Here is a 17,536-nt window from a genome sequence, read left to right as displayed (position 1 = left end):
AAAAAGGGGGCCGAAGCCCCCGAAGTCAGAGCAACCCCCGCTCGGCGAACGAGACGATGTCGTTGCCGCCGACAACGATGTGATCCAGCGTGCGTATTTCGACCAGCGCCAGCGCCTCCCTGAGCCGGCTGGTGATCGTTCTGTCGGCCTGGCTCGGCTCGGGATTCCCGCTCGGATGTGGATGGCTGAAGATGACCGCCGCTGCATTGAACCGCAGCGCTTCCTTGACCACTTCACGCGGGTGCACCGACGCACCATCGATGGTGCCGCGAAACATCTCGACGTATTCGATCAGCCGGTGCCGGGTATCGAGGAATAGAACGGCGAACACTTCGTGATCGAGCCCCGCCAACTTGGTACGGAGGTATTCCTTGACCGCCGCCGGGGAGCTGAACGCCGCACCACGCTGCATCTTCTGATCAATGGCCTGTCGTGCCGCCGCCAGAATCTGGTCGACCGTCGCGGGCCGATAGTGCCCCTGGTCGTCACGCACCAGTAACGGCGAGGTATCGAGTGAAAGGGAAAGTTGCGACATGATCGTGCTCCGGTTGCTCGGGCGGAATTGCCCGGAACCGGCGCCAGCACGGCGCAGCGCAAGCCGTCACGGGGTCGCAGACGGCCATGGCCGCCAGCGTGCATCACGCACGCGCAGCCCTTGACGGCGAGAACGCCGTGATACGGTGAAGGGAAACAGCAAGTCCGCCCCCACCCGCCACCTCTCCCAACGCACGGCAAGCGGAGCGCGCAGGCCCATGGGGCCGGAGATATCAGGGATCAAAGCCGGAGGCCGTGACTCGACACGAGGCACGGGGCGCAGCCCGCGAGCCCGACGGCGGAACGCCGGGATACGAACCGCATCTACGCTGGGCTTCGCTACAGCAAGTTGTCGCAATTTCCCGCAGTGCCGCCCCTGCCCTTTCGCCGGACGATTCGCCGCCGTGAGCTGCATCAGATCGTGCAGCTCGCCGAGAGCACCATCTATGAAATGGAAAAACGTGGCGAGTTTCCCCGGCGCTTCCGGCTCACCGCCCGCTGTGTGGTTTGGGATCTGGAAGAAGTTGAAGCCTGGGTCGGAGCTCGGAAAACAGCCTCCCGATCCGGTGACGAAAAGACTGTTCCCGGCCCGGACGTCAGGCGCCGCCAGTACAGACCCGTGCGGCCAACTCATGCACGCCGCCGAGGTTGATCATCCGGACCAATCAGACATGACCAATCTGCCGGCAACCTGATCAACTGAGAGCAAAGGGCCGAAACTCGGGCACATGGGAGCGTTCTGAGCGTCAAGATCACCCTCTTTGGAACAAGCTCCCAAGCGCTGAACGCCCACCTGACTTTCCCGAGAGGCCCCTGACACTGCGTCTTGCAATTCAAGGCACTGGCGGATATCTTGTAGGTTAGGTTGTGAAAACCACTACATATTGTGTTTTCGAGCCCAATCTCACTGCCCACGACATCGAGCAGGTTGTGAGCCCTCGAAAAATGGCAGGACAGAGGGAGAGCGGTACGCGTGTGCCATTGTCGTGGAATCTCAACGAATGGGAGTTCCATCCATGAGCAAAGACAAGTTCTACGTCGAAAAACGCCCCGACGGCCGGTATTCGGTCAGCCGCCCCGATGCCGAACGGGCAAGCACGGTGACCGATACTCAGCGGGAGGGGATCGATTGGGCCAAGGAACATGGTGACGCCAAACCCCATATCGAGCGCGTACGTCACACGTCCAAAGGGAGCCCCGATAAATGGCGTAAGGGTTGATCAGCGCTGACCGGTCGTCCGGCCGCTCCTTACCCGATCCACGACTCGCTATATCCGCTTCAGCATCCGCTCAAGTTGCAGGCGGTCCGCCCGTCGTTTGTCTGGGGAACGTCGAGCCAGATTCTGCAACTTGCGTTTGACCCCAGGCAGATGCTGGGCGTTGGGCAAACCGATCAAGCTGAAATCCGGCTGCTCATGCTCCACGGATTGCAGGAAAGCGCGTGAAGGCTCATCCAGCCAGCCAGAGACACGCTTCAACAGGCTTGTCCGATGTTGCAGTAGCTGCATCGCGGTCACCGGTTCGGCCGTCATGCCCTTGAAGTGGGTATCGAAGAGCGCCTCAAAACGCTCCGGTTCTCGTGGCGCCAGCATTTCCCAAACCGGTTTCGGGCTGCACGTCAGATAGACCAGAAAAGTGCGCCAAAGCGTTCCGTCGGCCCGTTCGTCATCCAGCAGTAAACCGACATCGAACAGGTCGCGAGGATGCTGCCGCGACAGTGCGGCCGCCAGCTTGCCCGCATAGAGGTCCGCGAAATCCACCACCTGCACGGACGCGAATCCGAACGCCTCCTCCACCTTCGGTCTGACCGTCATCTCACGGACGGGATGCACCGTGCCACGCATCACCGGCGTGGTCTCGATCTGTACGCGCGCCCGTCCGCGGCTGACGACCAGCCGCGTGACACCGCCACTTCCCTGGCTTGCCGACGTCTGCACGTTCAAGTGCATGGGGCGGGCACGTAACGTATCGGCCAGCGTCTCCAGCGCGTCGGCGATCAGGGTCGAGTCCTCGTCGAAATCGTGCACCGGCAACCAAGCCAGGTCGATGTCCACCGACAGCCTGGGCAAATCGTGTTCGAACAGGTTGATCGCCGTTCCGCCCTTCAAGGCGAAGCGCGGTTCGCGTGCCAGCATCGGCAGAATGTCGACCAGCAACTGCACGCGACCGGTGTAGCGCTTATCCCAGGTGCTCATCCAGGTCTCCCGGCAGCGTGATCTGGTAGGTCGGATCCAGCCGCCCGCTCGGCGTCAGCGCGCGTTTACCACGGCCGAGATCCACGTCGTCCATGGGCACCCGAGACAACCACGCATGCTCGTGCCTGCGCGCCAGAGCGAGAAACAGGCGCTTGGCTTTGATACTGCGACAATGACGAAGCAACAAGCCGACGCGTTGTGGCCTCAAGGTGGTCATGCCTTGCATCAGCGCATCGGCTTCATACGCCAGCGCCGCGCCCGATGGACCGTCACACAGCTCCAGCATGGCGCGCTCCGGCGTCGAACAGACGATGGCCCCAACACCGGCGGCGTCACGTCGCTCCAACCCCTGGTCGAGCAGCACGCGATCCGGTACATCGGTCGTAAAGTGGAGGGCCGGCCAATCGAAGGGGCTTTTGCCACAGAACTCGAGACGTTCGGGCAGCGCCAGCTTGGTCACCCAACCCGGGAACCGGTCTGGCCCATACAGCGTCACCGTGGCGGCCTCGCCCAGGCGCAGATAGTGCTCGTGACCTTGCCAGGCCAGCGCGAAACGCCCGCCGACATGGAGGGACAAGCCCTCCCTGCCCTGCAGGGACCGCACTACGCCCTCCCACTGCAACCGCCCGCCTTTCCTCATGTAGACGCCGCGGGCCGGCGACTCCAGCCAGCCACTGGCCACATAACGCGCCACCAGGCTGCTCGAGTAGCCATGCGCTCGTAGCCACCGGCTGGACACCAACCCGGTGTCATCCAGACCGGCCAGCAGACGGTTTATATTTCCTGATTTTTGCTCACTCATAGTGAGTAAAATACACTAAATGCGAACCTTGTCCAGGACCTGGCGGTTTGCAAAGGGCGATTTTTGCTCACTCTTGGTGCCTATTTTATGGATTCCGCGAACTTCCTGGCGACCACTAACGAGCGCTAGCTAGCCTCGAGGTGGCATGCGAGATGGAGGGCCGACAGGTGGGCTTGGATAGGCCAGTCAAACCGAAGTGCTCAGCACCGGCACGCTCATGTCGCCCGGCATCAGCTTCGGCGCGGAAATCTCATAGAGGTGTATCTTCCGCGGAGATGAATACCCGAAGCCACTTCGGGTGCGTCGAAGAAGCTGCGCTGATGTTCGAGGGTGAAGAGACCGACTGCGTGATATCGGCAGCGATCAAACGCAGCAACACTCGACAAAAAAAACAGCTGCCGCCCCTGAACGGGACGGGGCCTAAGCTGGTGCCCGAGGCCGGAATCGAACCGGCACGCCTTTCGGCAAGGGATTTTCTTACCACTTCGGCTTTCGCCGCCAGCGCGTGCGCTGTTCGTGGTCTGGAGCACGCCTTCACCATAGCCTTGCAGCCGTAGGTGCCCGCCGTCTGCTCTCTACACCTTCCCAACCGTAGAGCTGGCTTGGGCTTGGCTCGGCGTTGGCTCGGATGCCAGAGCATCCAGGGCTTTCGCCGACTTTGACGGGCTTCACTTCGGGCGTTTCCCCCCGAAGGCTCAAATTGTTCAAGTCCCTTGTGTCTACCAATTCCACCACTCGGGCATGACACAGAACGTCAAATATTACACCAGTTTCGCTTGGCTCCTAGCTGGCCCCTAGCGACTGGAAACCGCTACGAAGCCAACGCTGGAAAACCTGCAATCCATTGTATCTATTGGCTCTCCGCGCACGCATCGCAACCGTCAGGGGCTTGACAAAAGGGATTTTAAGTCCCATGCGTCTACCTATTTCGCCACCCGGGCTGGCCGCGGATTTTAGCAGGGAAGCGGTCGAAGCGTGCGCCGAATGGTCTGGCAACCCGACCGACGCAGCCCGATATTCGGATATCCGATGACACGGGGGCGGGCTGGTCCCGCGGCGAACTTGCTGCCGCGATACCGGGCAAACCCCGGATGCAACGAGGCGGCAGCGCCTTACGCCAGACGAAAGTGCTCGATAAAAGCGCGCAAGAGCCCGAGATGGCGTGCCGATTGTGGAAAGTAGAGGAAAAATCCGGGGCGCGCGGGCGTGAAGGCTTGCAGAACCTGGACCAGGTCGCCGCCGTCCAGATCCGCCTGCACGCCTCGCTTGAGCGACCAGCCGATCCCCAGACCCTGGCGTGCGGCGTCGACCACGGTTCGCAGGTCATTGAGTATCAGTCCCCCACCCGGGTTGACCGTGATCGCACCATCGGCTGTCAGAAAACGCCATTCGGCAATACGCCCCGAGCTCGCTCGGCGATAGCGGATACAGGCATGCTGGAGCAGGTCGCGCGGCGCCGCCGGCAGACCATGCCGGTCGAGATAATCCGGAGAAGAGACATAGGCCGCGGGTTCCGACGAGGAAAGCCGCACCGCGACCTGATTGTCCTGCAGATGATCGCCCAGGCGAATACCGGCATGAAATCCATGGGCGGCGAGATCGGTCAGGGCTTCGTCGATGGTCAGGTCGAGTTCGATACCGGGATAGGCTGATTGAAACGCGCGCATCCGCGGCGCGACGATCAGCTGCCAGGCCCGAAAAGGCAACGTGAGGCAAAGCCGGCCCGATTGCGCATGCCTCGGGTCGCGTACGGCATCGACTGTCCGCTCGATGGCTTGCAGTAGATGGCCGCTGCCTTCGAACAACGCCCGTCCGGCCTCGGTCAATGTGAGCGATCTCGTCGTCCTGTGGAACAACGACGTGCCGAGACGTGTTTCGAACGCCTTCAACTGGTGCGATACCGCTGGCGGGTTGACGCCCAACGATTTCGCCGCGCCGCGTAGCGAGCCCTGCTCCGCGATCATCACGAAAGTCTGTAATGCAGCAAGATCGGCACGATTCATTGTTCGATTTTTTCAAATTCTCCAGGCTACCAACAACGACTATACGACACGATTAGGCTCTGAAAAGCTGGCCACGCCCTTTTCTTGCCCTGTCAGTTATGTGGAAATCCGGAGCAGCGCGGTCATCAACCCGCGTCGGCGTCGCGACCATCATCACGACCGTTTTTGGCATGGCGTTGGCCGACGCGCTGATCAAACAGTCGAGTACCGCCATGACGCTGTGGCAGATCTATGTGCTGCGATCCGCGCTGGTGCTACCGATTCTTCTGGCAATGGCGCGCGGACGCATGAACACGGGCCGTTATGGCTGGATCGCGCTGCGCAGTCTGGCGCTGGTATTGATGTATCTCGGCATCTACGCGGCCATTCCATGGCTTGAGCTATCGGTGGTGGCGGCGGCGTTGTATACATCGCCCCTGTTCATCGCCGGGCTGTCTGCCATCGTCCTGCGGGAGCGCATCACGTCGCGGCATTGGCTCGGCATCCTGATCGGTTTTGCCGGCGTGTTGCTGATCGTCCGGCCGGCGGCATCGGGCTTCAAACCACTCGCCCTGGTGCCGGTGGGCGCCGCTTTTCTATATGCAGTGGCCGCGGTCATCACCCGTGCCAAGTGCAGCGACATGCCGACGCGGGCTCTGGCCGTCTGGCTCAATCTCGGCCTTCTTGTGACCGGACTGGCGGCGAGCCTTTGCCTAAGTCGAACGGGCGTCGGCGCCGGCTTCCACTACCCGTTCCTGTTCGACGCGTGGCAACCCATGAGCGGCCGCGACGGGTGCGTTATCGTCGTACTTGCATGTCTGATGATCGGCATCAGCCTGGGTCTCGCCAGGGCCTATCAATCCCCGCGGCCACAAGTTATCGCCACGTTCGACTATAGTTTTCTGATCTTCGCGACATTCTGGGGATTCGTGTTTTTTGGCGACATCCCGGACCGGCTGACGCTGCTCGGCATGGGGCTGATCGTGCTCGCCGGCGTGATCGTCCTGACCGCTGGCACGCCGGAGCCGGCAAGGCCGGACAAAGCGAAAATTGCGCGGGATCAACCTCTTGCTCCCGGCCGCGTCAAAACCACGACTCGCCTACCGCGAACCGATGCGGCCCCATCAAATCGCTAACGCGGCCCAGGCAACGGGTGCGGCGCGCCGCGCTCGCGAAACCGCAGCTTCAAGCTGGCCTGCGGCAAACGCTTCGTCCTCGGCACCAATGAAATTGCCAGGATGATCGGCTCAGCCGAGACGATCGCGGACCAGACCACCGAGGGTCTGCAAAGCAGATTTCGCTCTCTCATCCCATGCGACAGCCGCGTTCAACCGCATACAGTTCTCGAATCCGGCGTTTGGCGCGAACAATGCGCCCGGGGCAAAACTGACGCCGCAGCGGAGGCTTTCGGCCAGCAGCGCCGCGGTATCCACCATGCCCGGGAGTTCGGCCCACACCAGAAAACCGCCCTGCGGCGCACTGATCTTCGTCCCCGCCGGAAAATGTTGCTCGAGCCGGGCGATGAGCCGGGCCACGCATTGCCGATACGCTCGGGCGGCGGCTCGCATATTCCGGTCGACGTGAGCGTTCGCCAGGTAATGCGCGAGCGTGAGTTGGGCCGGGGTGTTGACCGAGATCGTGCGCAAGTACTGCGCCATGGCGGCCTGCTGCCGGTATCGTCCCGGCACCGCAAGCCACCCGATGCGCAGACCGGCACAGATGGTCTTGGTCGCCGAGCCGCAGTAGAACAGCCGTCCTGCCCGATCCCAGGCCTTGAGCGGCGTGGGCCGTCGACCGGTCTCGACCAACTCGCCATATGTATCGTCTTCCACGATGGGCACCGCATGCCGCTCGGCCAATGCGACAAGGGCCTGCTTGCGCTCATCGGACAACGTGACCCCCAGCGGATTCGATGCCACCGGAGTCACCACACAGGCGCGGACTTCGCGCGTGCGAAACGCCAGCTCAAGTTGGTCGAGCGCGAGGCCCTGGCTCGGATCACTCGGAATCGGCAAGGCCCGCAGCTGTTGCTGTTCGAGAACCTCCAGCAAGCCGTAGTAGGTCGGCGCTTCCACCGCGACGACGTCTCCCTGCCGACACAGCATTTTCAGCGCTATCGCCATCGCTTCCTGACAGCCATTGGTGATCAACAGATCGTCCGGATCGAGTCGGCACCCCGCCATGGCCAATCGCCTGGCCAGTTCCGTTCTCAATTCAATAGCGCCGGGCGGAAAGGCTTGGCTCATGCAGCGGCGACGGGCGCGGCGCCAGACGGTTCGACTCGCCGCCGCCATCGCCGCACTCGGCATGTAATCCGGGTGCGGCGTGGCCGCGCCAAAACTCACGGTCCGCGGATCGTCCGCGGCGGCGAGAAGCTGCAGTATTCGATGCCCGCCGGCAACGGGCACGGGCGAGGCACCGTGTTCGGGAACGGAAGGCAACGCCGATCGCCGCGGGCCCACCACGAAATAGCCTGACCGCGGCGCCGCTTCGATCGCCCCACGGCGCTCGAGCTCGTGGTAGGCACGAACGCTCGTGGAAACGCTCACGCCGCGTTGCCGGCTGATCTGTCGCACCGAAGGCAAGCGCGCCCCCGGCGGGTAGACGCCGGCACGGATCAGCCAGGACAGGTCATCGGCCAGCGTTTCGTACAGATGCATGGCGGCCTCGCGTTCGCGGTTGATCACTGTACCGCATACATACCGCCAATCTGTGTCTGTACCGTTGCTATGGAGTGGCCGACGATCGGGCCTTGGCGTACCCACCGGAGCCGCATGGTGCACCTGGCGTTATCGATCAACCCGTCACACGAGCCGATCATCCGCGTATGGGCGCGATCCGTGCTGACGGCCCGACGACGCCGTGGCGTGCCCGCCGGTCCGGCAGCAACATGAACCTCGTGGCATGGCGCACCCTCAGCTATTGTCTTTTGGCGGCGGCGTTTTTCATCGGCTTTTTCAACCGATTCGCACCCGCGAGTTTCGCGCTACCGATCGGCCGGAGCTTCGGCCTCGGGCCTGCCGAGATCGGCGGCCTGGGGGCGGCCCATTTCTGGGTCTATACGCTGATGCAAATTCCGGCGGGGCTCATCGTGGACCGCATGGGTATTCGCGTACCGGCCGCGGCCGGCACGATGTTGACCGGCGCCGGGGCGCTCACGCTGGGCCTGGCGACAAGTTACCCGATCGCGCTTGCCGGCCCCGGTCTCGTCGGATTCGGCATGTCGCTGGTTTTCGTCGCCATGATGAAAAACAACGCCATCTGGTTCGACCGGCGGCGATTCGGCCAGATCACCGGTTGTACGTTGCTTGTCGCCGCACTCGGTTCGATTACGGCCGAAGCGCCCGCACATCTGTTGCTGAAAACACTAGACTGGCGCCCGATATTCATCGGTCTCGGGGCCCTCACGCTGGCCGTCGGCGTACTGATCAGCCGACTGTGGCGTTCCCCGCCTGGCGCGCAAGACATTCACGGCGCCACGCAGGCACCGCCCGGTGGCGACGATCTGGCGCGCATGACGGCCTGGCACGACGCCGTGCGCTCGCCGCAGCTCTGGCTGATATTGCTCGCGATCTCGGGAACCAACGGCACGTTCTATGCGTTCGCCGGGCTCTGGGGAACGCGCCTGCTTGGCGACGGCTTTGGCATGTCCGGCGATGCCGCCTCCTGGGTCCTCACCGCGGCGCTTGTGCCTTACGGTCTGGGCTCGCTACTCGTGGGGCACTTTTCCGACGGGCTGCAGACACGCAAGGCATTCGTGTTATCGGCATCGCTACTCGGTTCACTGGCCTGGGCCGGATTGCTGTTCGCGACGTGGTCCAGCGGGGCACTTGGTCTTGCCTGTTTCCTGGCGCTGGGACTGTCGAGTGCGCAGGTCGTGGTGTCTTTCGCCGCAGTCAAGGAAAGCGTGCCCGAGCACGTCGTTGGGGTCTCGCTCGCCCTGGTGAACATGGGCGTCTTCCTGACCACCGCGGTCATCGAGATGGGCTATGGCTGGGCGCTGTCCTGGTCGGCCGGCAGCGCGGCCACGCCAGCAGACCTTCGCGCTGCACTGTGGCTACCCGCCCTGGTGAGCCTTGCCGGCTTCGTCGCGACATTCTGGATTAGAGAGACGTTTCCACGCGCCAAGCAGAGTGCGACCGCCCGCATCCCGGGCGCACTGTCCGGGCGCCCGGACAGCCAACGTTGACTGCGAAGCGCGGGCGCCTGCGTGAATCCATTGCCTTGCCAGGTCGGACCGCGTCACCTTGTCCCAGTCCGATACGTTAAAACACTGAACGACAGGATCAACAAGGTGCTTGATACCGACATTGCCATCATCGGCGGCGGGACGATGGGGCTTGCAACGGCCACGGCCCTGTCGAGTCGCACGACGCGACGGGTTCGCGTGTTCGACGCGGCTCGCCCACCACACACCGAAGCCAGCCATCACGGGCATTCCAGACTTGTGCGGGTCGCCTATGGCGAGGGGCGCGCCTACGTGCCACTCGCCCAGGAAGCACTTCGTGGCTGGGAGCGACTCAATCAAGCGGCGGACGCCCCGGTATTCCTTCCCACCGGCATACTCAATATCGGCGCATACGACTCGCCCTTTCTGGCCGAGGTTGAAACCAGCGCGCGATCCTTCGATCTCCGCACCGAGCCGTTGAATCACGCGGACATCACGCAGCGCTGGCCCGGCTGGTCCCTGAACGCCTCGTTTCGCGGCTGTTTCGAGCCGCAGGGCGGCGTCGTATTAACCGAACCGTTGTTCCGGTACTGGCGTTCGGTGATCGCCAGCTCGGCAAACGTTGCGGCCATCGACAACACACCGATCACGTCGATTTCGAGACGACACGAGCGTTTTGTTCTGCGGTCACTCGCGGGCGATCAGTGGCAAGCAGGGCAAATTCTCGTCGCGGCCGGTCGCGCCAACCGCGCCCTATTGCGACCGTTGGGCATCGAGCTTCCCATCCAGCGCGTTCGCAAGGTCTTTGGCTGGTTTGATCATACCCCCGAATACGACGCCGCCCGCTGGCCGGGCTTCAGCTACTGTGGATCTGCCGGCGATTACTACGGTTTTCCGGCGATCGACGGGCACGGCGTGAAGATCGGACGACATGACAGGGGGCAACACATCGAAGACGAGACAACGCCAGGCGATTTCGGCAGTCACCCATCCGACCTCACCGATCTTCGTCGCTTGATAGATCGACATATGCCAGGCGTCGGCGAATTACAGCGGGGCGCCGTGTGCGAATACCTGCGAACGCCGGACGAGCATTTCATCATCGACGAGCCGATCGACGGCTTGTTCATCGCCGCCGGTTTTTCAGGGCACGGATTTAAATTCGCACCCGCCATCGGTGATCGATTGGGCGACTGGATGTGCAGCCACGCGCCGCCGGCATCGTTTCAGCCCTTCAATCTCGGGCGATTCTGATCGCGACGCCTCGTCAACCATCATCATCATCGAGAACCGGCCTACGTTCGCCGTACTTGCATCAACACACGCAGGGCGAGCAGCACGCCGACAGCGGCGATTGAACCGCCTGCGATCTCCGAAACCGATATGCAGTCGCCGAGCTGCAGCTTCGCCCAGATCATCGTGGCCGGCGGCGTGAGATAAAACAGCACCGATGTCGGCGTCACGCCCTGCAACCGCAGACACGCAATAAAAAATCCGTATCCGCCGAAACTCGACAGCACGACCAAAAACAAGATCGCCCGCCATGTTTCGGCCTCTAATAATTGCGACGGCTGAGGCAGATAACCGTTTTCCAGTGTACTGGCTACGCCGAACATAGCCGCCGCGGCGAGCAACTGCCACATCAAGCGTTGAATCAAGTCGAGGTCGGCCGGCCGATAGGTTGACAGCATGCTGCCAACCGTCAGGCTCGCCGCCGAAAGACAAGGCAAGGCGTAAGCCCATAATGGCGCATGACCGAGGCCATGGATATTGCCGACGACACAAATCGAAACCCCGGCGGCTGCGAGCAGCGCGCCCAACCAGCCGAGTAGGCCGACCCGTTCGCCGACCAGCACGCCCATCACCAGTGCAGCGAGTAGCGGCTGGAGCGCCGTGATTAACGCCGTAATGCCGGCACCCACCCCCAGATCTATGGCAAAAACGACGCCGAGAAGATAACCGCCGACACTGAAACTTCCCGCGGCCAGCTCCCGAGCGATCGCTCGACGCGTTGTTGTCGTACCGCGCCCACCCATAAGGTTTCGAATGACGCATGCCAGCAAGCACAAGCCCGCTGCCAGAAGAAAACGCCAGAAAAAGATCGTGGGCGCCGGCATGCTGGCATCGGCTGCCATCTGCGTGCCAATAAACCCGGAACTCCAGCACACCACCAGTCCCAAGCTCACGAATATAGATAAAACGATCGAGCGCATGACCCGCTTGTTCTCGAATATTCATTGCAAGGGTCGGGCAGCTCGGCAGATAATTAAATCTATATATTAAATAGTCTGTATTTAGTTTTGTTAAACACCAAACACCGATCGCTCGATATCGAGCTGCTACGCACATTCCATATGGCGAGCGCTCTGGGCACGCTGCGAGCCGTTGCTGAACAGCGGCATTTCACGCTCGGCGCGGTCAGCCAGCAAATCAAGCGCCTGGAGGCACAGCTCGGCCGGCAACTACTCATACGGTCGAAGACGGGCGTGCAGCTCACCCCGGAAGGCGCACAGCTGCAGGCGGAGTCCGCCGCTCTGGTCAGCGCGCATGACGCCTTGCTCGATCGTCTGTTGAATCGGTCGGCCTCCGGGCTCGTTCGTCTCGGTTGTCCGGAAGAATATGCGCCAGCGTTGCTGAATCGCCTGCTGCCGGCGCTTCGGTCGTCGTATCCAGCGATACGCCTGCATGTGCGTACCGCGACCAGTGGCGAACTCGAGCGCGCGGTCGCACAGGGCGCATTGGAGTTGGCGATTGTTATCGGCCGCGAGGGCGATGCCGCATCCACCGGCATACCGCTTTGGAAGACCCGCCCGGTCTGGGCCGGCGCGGCGCCTCGATCCACCCCCTACGGCGAAACCCTGCCGCTGGCCCTTCATCCGGAAGATTGCCCTTACCGGGGGCTTGGTTTGGCGGCACTGGATGCGGCCGGGCGCTCTTGGGAAACGGTTTTCGCCAGCGGCAGTGTCGCTGCGATCGAATCGGCGGTGGCGAGCGGACTGGCTATCAGTGTGCTCGACCAGCGCCGGCTGACCACGGGCATGCGGGAGCTCGGTGCGTCCGAAGGGCTACCCACGCTACCCGATTGCCTGGCCCGCCTGGTCGAAATCCCGCCGATATCAGGGGCCGATACGGCGGTGAAAATCGTCAAGGAACGAGTGCAAGACATCGGGCTCAACGGGATTTGGCATCAAATCGATAAAATCGCGTGAACCCGCGTCAGGCAAACACCCGATTTTGACCGATAGCCGAAGATCCTAAAATCGACGTGCATCCTCTGCCCGCACCTCGCCATGCACCGCCGGATTACAATAGGCCGCGCCGGTACTCGCTCGGTGTCACCCCGGTATGAGACTTGAAACAACGACTGAACCCGCTGTTGCCAGACCATCCCGTCGTCAGTGCGATGTCCGTGACCGGGCGTTCCGTTTCCCGAAGCAGTCGGCATGCCTCGTCGATACGTCGGCGTTGTACAAACTTGCGCGGCGTTTCGCCGTACGTCGCCTTGAACAATCGGCAGAAATGATATTTGCTCAGCCATACCTCACGGCACAGATCGTCGATCGTGAGCGGTTGATCCAGGTGGCGATCAATGAAGGCTTCGAGTCTGGCCTTTCGACTATCCGTGAGACGACTGCCGGCCGGCAGGCTGTCGATCCCAGCGGAATCGGCGTAAGCCTTGATCACACGGTAGGCGAAGGTATTGATCAGGGCACGACTATATCGGCTCGAGCGCGCCCGATCGCCGATCTGTTGCAGTTCGTCCCGCAGCTCGAATGCAACCTCGGTGAGCAGCGCATCTTCAATATTCATGCGGTGTTCGAGCCGAACGCGATGAACGGCCCTATCTAAATGCAGTGATGCCGCCTGCTCGAGCAGATGCGGTGACAGATGGAAGCGGCACACCAGCCCCGGCGACTCGGTCTGGCGCCAGCGCCACATGATCCGGTTCTCGAACGCGGGCGCGATGAACCACTGGTGACGTCGCTTGGCATAGGGCTGCCATGCTCGGTCGTTATAGCGATATTCGCCCTTTTCCTCGTCCGAGCAATAAAGTACGAACTGATGCGCCGCCGTGGGCGGCCGTAGGCATTCCGATGTCTTGTGACGCTGGGTGTGCCACGCGACATAAGCGCCTTCGATATCGAGCTTTTCGCTCGACACGGTGACCTGACCGTCAACCGATGCCTGGTATTCGCGGGGGCCGACAACAGGCGGCATATTTTCCGACATCCATTCCCTCCGAACAGAGTCGTTATCCGGCCAATTTGCCATGCCCGGCCTCGACGGCCAAGCAGCACTAGACCCCGCAGCCGCGTTCTGCATGCTGACGCCCCCGAAGTTTTACAGCGATCAGCGCAGCCGTCATGCACAGGGCACTTGCCAGGACGAGTATCGCCCCGAAGCCCGCCCATTGGTAAAGCGAGCCGAACACGAGGGCCGCGATCATGGCGCCGCCATAGGCGGCCACGCTGTACAACCCCAGCAACCGAAGTGCGTGTTCCGAACTGAGATGCGTCAGCACTGTCACGAGGCAATTCAGCCCGAGCTGGTTGAAAACGCCCCAGACGATCGCCCACAAGACCAGCGTCGCAAGGCAGCCCGAGGCGGCCACGCCGACAAGATAGACCGCGCAGAGGATAAGCAAAAGCGGGCCTGCCAGCGTGCGGGGTGAGTATCGGTCGATCACGCCCCCCACCACACTGGCGAGACCAAACCCGAGGCCATAGCCGAGTACGACGAAACCGGCCCCGATGGTGGACTGGTTCAACACCCGCTGCGTGTAGTCTCCCAGAAATGTATAGACCCCGTAGAACGCACACATGTACAAAAACGACACCAGCAACGTCGACGGCGCCCACGCAACACGCAGGGCTTGTGTGATACCCGATCGCCTCGGACTATCGTTCGACGGGTCCGCCGGCAGTGTCGCCACGCCCGCAACCGAGATGAGCGCGAGCAACGTGATGACGAGGTATGCGTACCGCCAGCTGACGTAGTGCGCGATCATTGCCGAGGTCGGGACCGCCAGAACCAGCGAAATCGACCATCCGGCGATCACCCAGCCCATGACCCGCGACTCGCGCCCCTCCGGCGCGATCACCGAAGTCGCGCCGTACGCGGCGGGCAGCATGACACCGGCGCCGAGGCCGGCCAGCGCCTGCCCGGCGACGAGAAAGCCGAGCGAGCCCGCGAGACCGGTTACAGCCACCCCGGCTGCCAACAGCGCGCCACCCACGAACAGCGTGAAACGATAGCCGCGCGGCTGCAGGACCGCAGTCAGAAACAAGCCGGAAAGAGCCGTCGCCCCACCATAGGCCGACACCGCCCAGGCGGTCATCGGTGCATTCGAGTGGATACTGTCGCCGACCGTCTTGAGGATCGGGCTCAGCAGAAATGCGTTGGCGCCGATGACGGTGACGGCGAGCAGCAACACCGTGGTGTTCTTGAGCAGTTGGCCGGCCGAAACGCTATGGGCGACATCGCGCATGGATTTCCTGTTGAGTGATGCGTGTGGCGTTGCATCACAGTATTCCGGCCGGGAACCCTGTCGGCACGCCCCTAATTGCTGATCTGTTGCGCCGGCTTGCTGTCCTGGATCTTGTCCATGAGCTGTGCGCGGATCCTGTAGCACAAAGTCACCCCATGATTTCGGCGCTTTGTCGCGTCATGCGGCGTTCCGGCGCTAGACCAAAGCCTGACTGTCGCCAGTCGACACGATTTCGCTACGTCGCGGCGCGCGCGAAAAGATTACCGACACGTTTCCGGCCGTACTGCACTTGGCACCCATGTCCTTGGGATCGGGTCTTTGCAGTATGCGGCTCGAACGACCCACCCAATTTCCCGTACCAGAGACCACTCAGCGAAGAACACCGAGTGCTGGCATTTATCACTCGTTGGACAGAACCCTGATCAGGCTGGCGAGCAAACTGTCCAGCTCCACCTTTTGCTCGCTGGAGAGATGAGCGATCAATTCCCGTTGTCTCTCCACGTGCTCGGTCAGCATCGCGTCAACTCTGGTCAACCCTTCGGCTGTCAGCTCAACCTGGACACTTCTTCGATCTGTCGGACTACGGCGGCGGCGGACCAGACCCGCCTTCTCAAGCCGGTCCACGCGATTGGTCACCCCACCTGACGAAATCATCATCATCCGATATAGCGCGGTTGGCGATAGGGCATAAGGCTCGCCGGATCGCCTGAGCGTGGCCAGTACATCGAATTCGCCGCGTTGCAGGTTGTACTTCTTGTAAAGCGGCGATAGGTGCGTCTTATCCAGCAATTCCGCAGCCTCTAACAGGCGCCCGAACAGCATCATCGGGAAAGCATCCAGATCCGGGCGTTCTTTCTTCCACTGAGAAAACGCGAGGTCAGCTCGTGCCATTGGGTCGGCATTTTGTCTTGACATTAAGATTCTTTGTTACGAGAGTTATCCCGTATATTAAATCGGAGAGACGTTATGGCCAACGCCACGATTCGACGTCAGCATTACACCCTGTTCGCGGCGGCCGTTCTTATTGTTGGATTGAATCTGCGGCCTATCATGGCAGCCATAGGCCCAATCCTCGGACCGATACAGTCCGATACCAGCGTGAGCGATACCGTTGCCGGGCTACTGACCACCCTGCCCGTGCTCGCGATGGGGATATTTGCACTGTTCGGCGGTCTGCTCCAACGGATGCTCGGGGTCGAAAAAACCGTCCTATACGGTCTGATCGCCGTTGGGGTCGCGTCGCTGACACGTGTGGTGTTCTATGACGAGTCGGGGCTGATCGTGACTGCCGCTCTGGGCGGTGTCGGCATCGCCGTTATACAGGCTGTGCTGCCCGGCCTGATAAAACGCGACCACGCAGACAGGGCAGGCCAGCTGATGGCCTTGTACACCACTGGCATCATGGCCGGTGCGATGATTTCTTCGTCGGCGTCGGCTCCGCTATCGCGTGTCATAGGATGGCCTGGAACCTTGTCCATATGGTCCATTTTCGCCGTAATCGCATTTGTCATCTGGTCTGCGGCCACAACCGGCCGGAAAAGAATCGAGGGTAGCAGCGGCCACGCACTACCCTTGGGCTCGGCCCGCGCCTGGTACCTTCTCGTATTTTTCGGGATCGGCACATCTGCTTATACGCTCGTTCTGGCCTGGCTGCCCCCGTTTTACGTTCAACGCGGATGGTCCGGGACCAGTAGCGGGCTGTTGCTCGGCGGCTTGACACTGACTCAGGTGATCGCGGCCGTCGGGCTGTCATCGGTCGTCGACCGATTCACAGACCGTCGCCCGATACTGCTATTGATCCTGGTCCTAATCGGCTGTGGCTTGCTCTGCCTGCTTATCGCGCCAAAGCCGTTAGCCATCCCGGCGCTTTTGTTGCTGGGCATCGGCATCGGCGGACTGTTTCCGATGTCATTGATCGTCACAGCCGACCACCTGCAGGAAGCCGGTCAGGCCGGGGCGTTGATGGGGTTCGTGCAAGGTGGCGGCTATATTGTCGCCAGCATCATGCCGTTCGTGAGCGGAATATTGCGGGAGCAGTTGCATGACTTGACAATGGCCTGGCTCGTCATGCTCGCCGGGATCGCCATTCAGATATTGATGGTGCCGCGTCTGTCGCCACAGTATTCCTTGTCTAAGACGGACTGGCGCCTTTGCAAAAACAGCCTCTGACGTACCGTGGCCTATGTGGGTTCGGCTGGGCATTTCAACGCCATTGGAACGGCTCCCGGGGATTCCATAAATCAACGAGCCGATATCCGCCCGGTGCGGGCAATCTCACCGGTCGATTAGCATCTCGCAAAATTTACGGGAGCGACCACTTTGCGCTCGATGGAATCGCATTCGGTTCGACGTGAATATACGGGGCAA

General features: G+C 61.8%; 18 protein-coding genes. 8 read left to right on the top strand and 10 right to left on the bottom strand.

The window, feature by feature from the left end:
* Positions 1–25: 25 nt before the first annotated feature.
* A complete protein-coding gene (gene radC / locus ACS8Y6_RS05340; protein ID WP_440855121.1) occupies positions 26–535 on the bottom strand; it encodes a RadC family protein in 510 nt (169 codons plus the stop codon).
* A gap of 321 nt (positions 536–856) precedes the next feature.
* Here radC and ACS8Y6_RS05335 point away from each other — a divergent pair, with 321 nt between their 5' ends.
* Positions 857–1,186: a helix-turn-helix transcriptional regulator gene (locus tag ACS8Y6_RS05335; RefSeq protein WP_440855180.1), complete on the top strand. Its 330-nt coding sequence runs from the start codon at positions 857–859 to the stop codon at positions 1,184–1,186.
* 364 nt (positions 1,187–1,550) lie between these two features.
* The gene (locus ACS8Y6_RS05330) at positions 1,551–1,754 is read left to right on the top strand and encodes a DUF2188 domain-containing protein (protein ID WP_353215225.1); all 204 of its coding nucleotides are present in this window, start codon (positions 1,551–1,553) and stop codon (positions 1,752–1,754) included.
* Between the two features lie 48 nt (positions 1,755–1,802).
* On the opposite strand, the gene ACS8Y6_RS05325 is transcribed toward ACS8Y6_RS05330, so the two are convergent.
* Together ACS8Y6_RS05325 and ACS8Y6_RS05320 are read right to left on the bottom strand one after the other, a co-directional pair.
* Positions 1,803–2,729, bottom strand: coding sequence for a nucleotidyl transferase AbiEii/AbiGii toxin family protein (locus ACS8Y6_RS05325; protein WP_440855120.1), 927 nt, complete (start codon positions 2,727–2,729; stop codon positions 1,803–1,805).
* Positions 2,713–3,531 (bottom strand): type IV toxin-antitoxin system AbiEi family antitoxin domain-containing protein, encoded by an 819-nt coding sequence (locus ACS8Y6_RS05320; RefSeq protein ID WP_440855119.1) that lies wholly within the window; start codon positions 3,529–3,531, stop codon positions 2,713–2,715. The genes ACS8Y6_RS05325 and ACS8Y6_RS05320 overlap by 17 nt, the downstream gene beginning before the upstream one ends.
* Before the next feature lie 275 nt (positions 3,532–3,806).
* Here ACS8Y6_RS05320 and ACS8Y6_RS05315 point away from each other — a divergent pair, with 275 nt between their 5' ends.
* Positions 3,807–4,088 carry a hypothetical protein gene (locus ACS8Y6_RS05315; RefSeq protein WP_440855118.1) on the top strand — a complete coding sequence of 94 codons (282 nt, stop codon included), beginning with the start codon at positions 3,807–3,809 and terminating at the stop codon, positions 4,086–4,088.
* Between the two features lie 555 nt (positions 4,089–4,643).
* Here ACS8Y6_RS05315 and ACS8Y6_RS05310 read toward each other — a convergent pair.
* Both ACS8Y6_RS05310 and ACS8Y6_RS05305 read right to left on the bottom strand, forming a co-directional pair.
* Positions 4,644–5,534 carry a LysR family transcriptional regulator gene (locus ACS8Y6_RS05310; protein WP_440850522.1) on the bottom strand — a complete coding sequence of 297 codons (891 nt, stop codon included), beginning with the start codon at positions 5,532–5,534 and terminating at the stop codon, positions 4,644–4,646.
* Between the two features lie 52 nt (positions 5,535–5,586).
* Positions 5,587–5,748: a hypothetical protein gene (locus ACS8Y6_RS05305; RefSeq protein ID WP_440855186.1), complete on the bottom strand. Its 162-nt coding sequence runs from the start codon at positions 5,746–5,748 to the stop codon at positions 5,587–5,589.
* Here ACS8Y6_RS05305 and ACS8Y6_RS05300 point away from each other — a divergent pair.
* The gene (locus ACS8Y6_RS05300; protein WP_440855179.1) at positions 5,684–6,649 is read left to right on the top strand and encodes a DMT family transporter; all 966 of its coding nucleotides are present in this window, start codon (positions 5,684–5,686) and stop codon (positions 6,647–6,649) included. The two genes, ACS8Y6_RS05305 and ACS8Y6_RS05300, sit on opposite strands and share 65 nt — an antisense overlap.
* 111 nt (positions 6,650–6,760) lie before the next feature.
* On the opposite strand, the gene ACS8Y6_RS05295 is transcribed toward ACS8Y6_RS05300, so the two are convergent.
* The gene (locus ACS8Y6_RS05295; protein ID WP_440850520.1) at positions 6,761–8,173 is read right to left on the bottom strand and encodes a PLP-dependent aminotransferase family protein; all 1,413 of its coding nucleotides are present in this window, start codon (positions 8,171–8,173) and stop codon (positions 6,761–6,763) included.
* A 239-nt stretch (positions 8,174–8,412) separates the two neighbouring features.
* On the opposite strand from ACS8Y6_RS05295, the gene ACS8Y6_RS05290 reads away from it, so the two are divergent.
* Together ACS8Y6_RS05290 and solA are read left to right on the top strand one after the other, a co-directional pair.
* Positions 8,413–9,702, top strand: coding sequence for an MFS transporter (locus ACS8Y6_RS05290; protein WP_440855117.1), 1,290 nt, complete (start codon positions 8,413–8,415; stop codon positions 9,700–9,702).
* A gap of 105 nt (positions 9,703–9,807) precedes the next feature.
* The gene (solA, locus tag ACS8Y6_RS05285) at positions 9,808–10,935 is read left to right on the top strand and encodes an N-methyl-L-tryptophan oxidase (RefSeq protein ID WP_440850518.1); all 1,128 of its coding nucleotides are present in this window, start codon (positions 9,808–9,810) and stop codon (positions 10,933–10,935) included.
* 41 nt (positions 10,936–10,976) lie between these two features.
* On the opposite strand, the gene ACS8Y6_RS05280 is transcribed toward solA, so the two are convergent.
* Positions 10,977–11,894, bottom strand: coding sequence for a DMT family transporter (locus ACS8Y6_RS05280; protein WP_440855116.1), 918 nt, complete (start codon positions 11,892–11,894; stop codon positions 10,977–10,979).
* An 87-nt stretch (positions 11,895–11,981) separates the two neighbouring features.
* Between ACS8Y6_RS05280 and ACS8Y6_RS05275 the strand changes: the two genes are divergently transcribed.
* Entirely contained in the window at positions 11,982–12,890 is a 909-nt protein-coding gene (locus tag ACS8Y6_RS05275) for a LysR substrate-binding domain-containing protein (RefSeq protein WP_440855115.1), read from the top strand.
* A gap of 94 nt (positions 12,891–12,984) precedes the next feature.
* Here ACS8Y6_RS05275 and ACS8Y6_RS05270 read toward each other — a convergent pair whose 3' ends face one another.
* The 3 genes from ACS8Y6_RS05270 to ACS8Y6_RS05260 all read right to left on the bottom strand — a co-directional run bounded on the left by ACS8Y6_RS05270 (position 12,985) and on the right by ACS8Y6_RS05260 (position 16,060).
* The gene (locus ACS8Y6_RS05270) at positions 12,985–14,004 is read right to left on the bottom strand and encodes a helix-turn-helix domain-containing protein (protein ID WP_440855114.1); all 1,020 of its coding nucleotides are present in this window, start codon (positions 14,002–14,004) and stop codon (positions 12,985–12,987) included.
* Positions 13,979–15,169, bottom strand: coding sequence for an MFS transporter (locus ACS8Y6_RS05265; protein WP_440855113.1), 1,191 nt, complete (start codon positions 15,167–15,169; stop codon positions 13,979–13,981). Before ACS8Y6_RS05265 ends, ACS8Y6_RS05270 begins: the two co-directional genes overlap by 26 nt.
* Positions 15,170–15,568: 399 nt before the next feature.
* Positions 15,569–16,060 carry a MarR family winged helix-turn-helix transcriptional regulator gene (locus ACS8Y6_RS05260; RefSeq protein WP_440850513.1) on the bottom strand — a complete coding sequence of 164 codons (492 nt, stop codon included), beginning with the start codon at positions 16,058–16,060 and terminating at the stop codon, positions 15,569–15,571.
* A 75-nt stretch (positions 16,061–16,135) separates the two neighbouring features.
* Between ACS8Y6_RS05260 and ACS8Y6_RS05255 the strand changes: the two genes are divergently transcribed.
* On the top strand, positions 16,136–17,338 hold the full coding sequence (locus ACS8Y6_RS05255) for an MFS transporter (RefSeq protein WP_440855112.1): 1,203 nt from the start codon (positions 16,136–16,138) through the stop codon (positions 17,336–17,338).
* Positions 17,339–17,536 lie beyond the last annotated feature (198 nt).

It is taken from the genome of Salinisphaera sp. RV14, from assembly GCF_052044135.1.
Lineage (GTDB): Bacteria > Pseudomonadota > Gammaproteobacteria > Nevskiales > Salinisphaeraceae > Salinisphaera.
The sequence above is the reverse complement of the archived record's forward strand: the minus strand, read 5'-3'. Positions and strand labels throughout refer to the sequence as shown.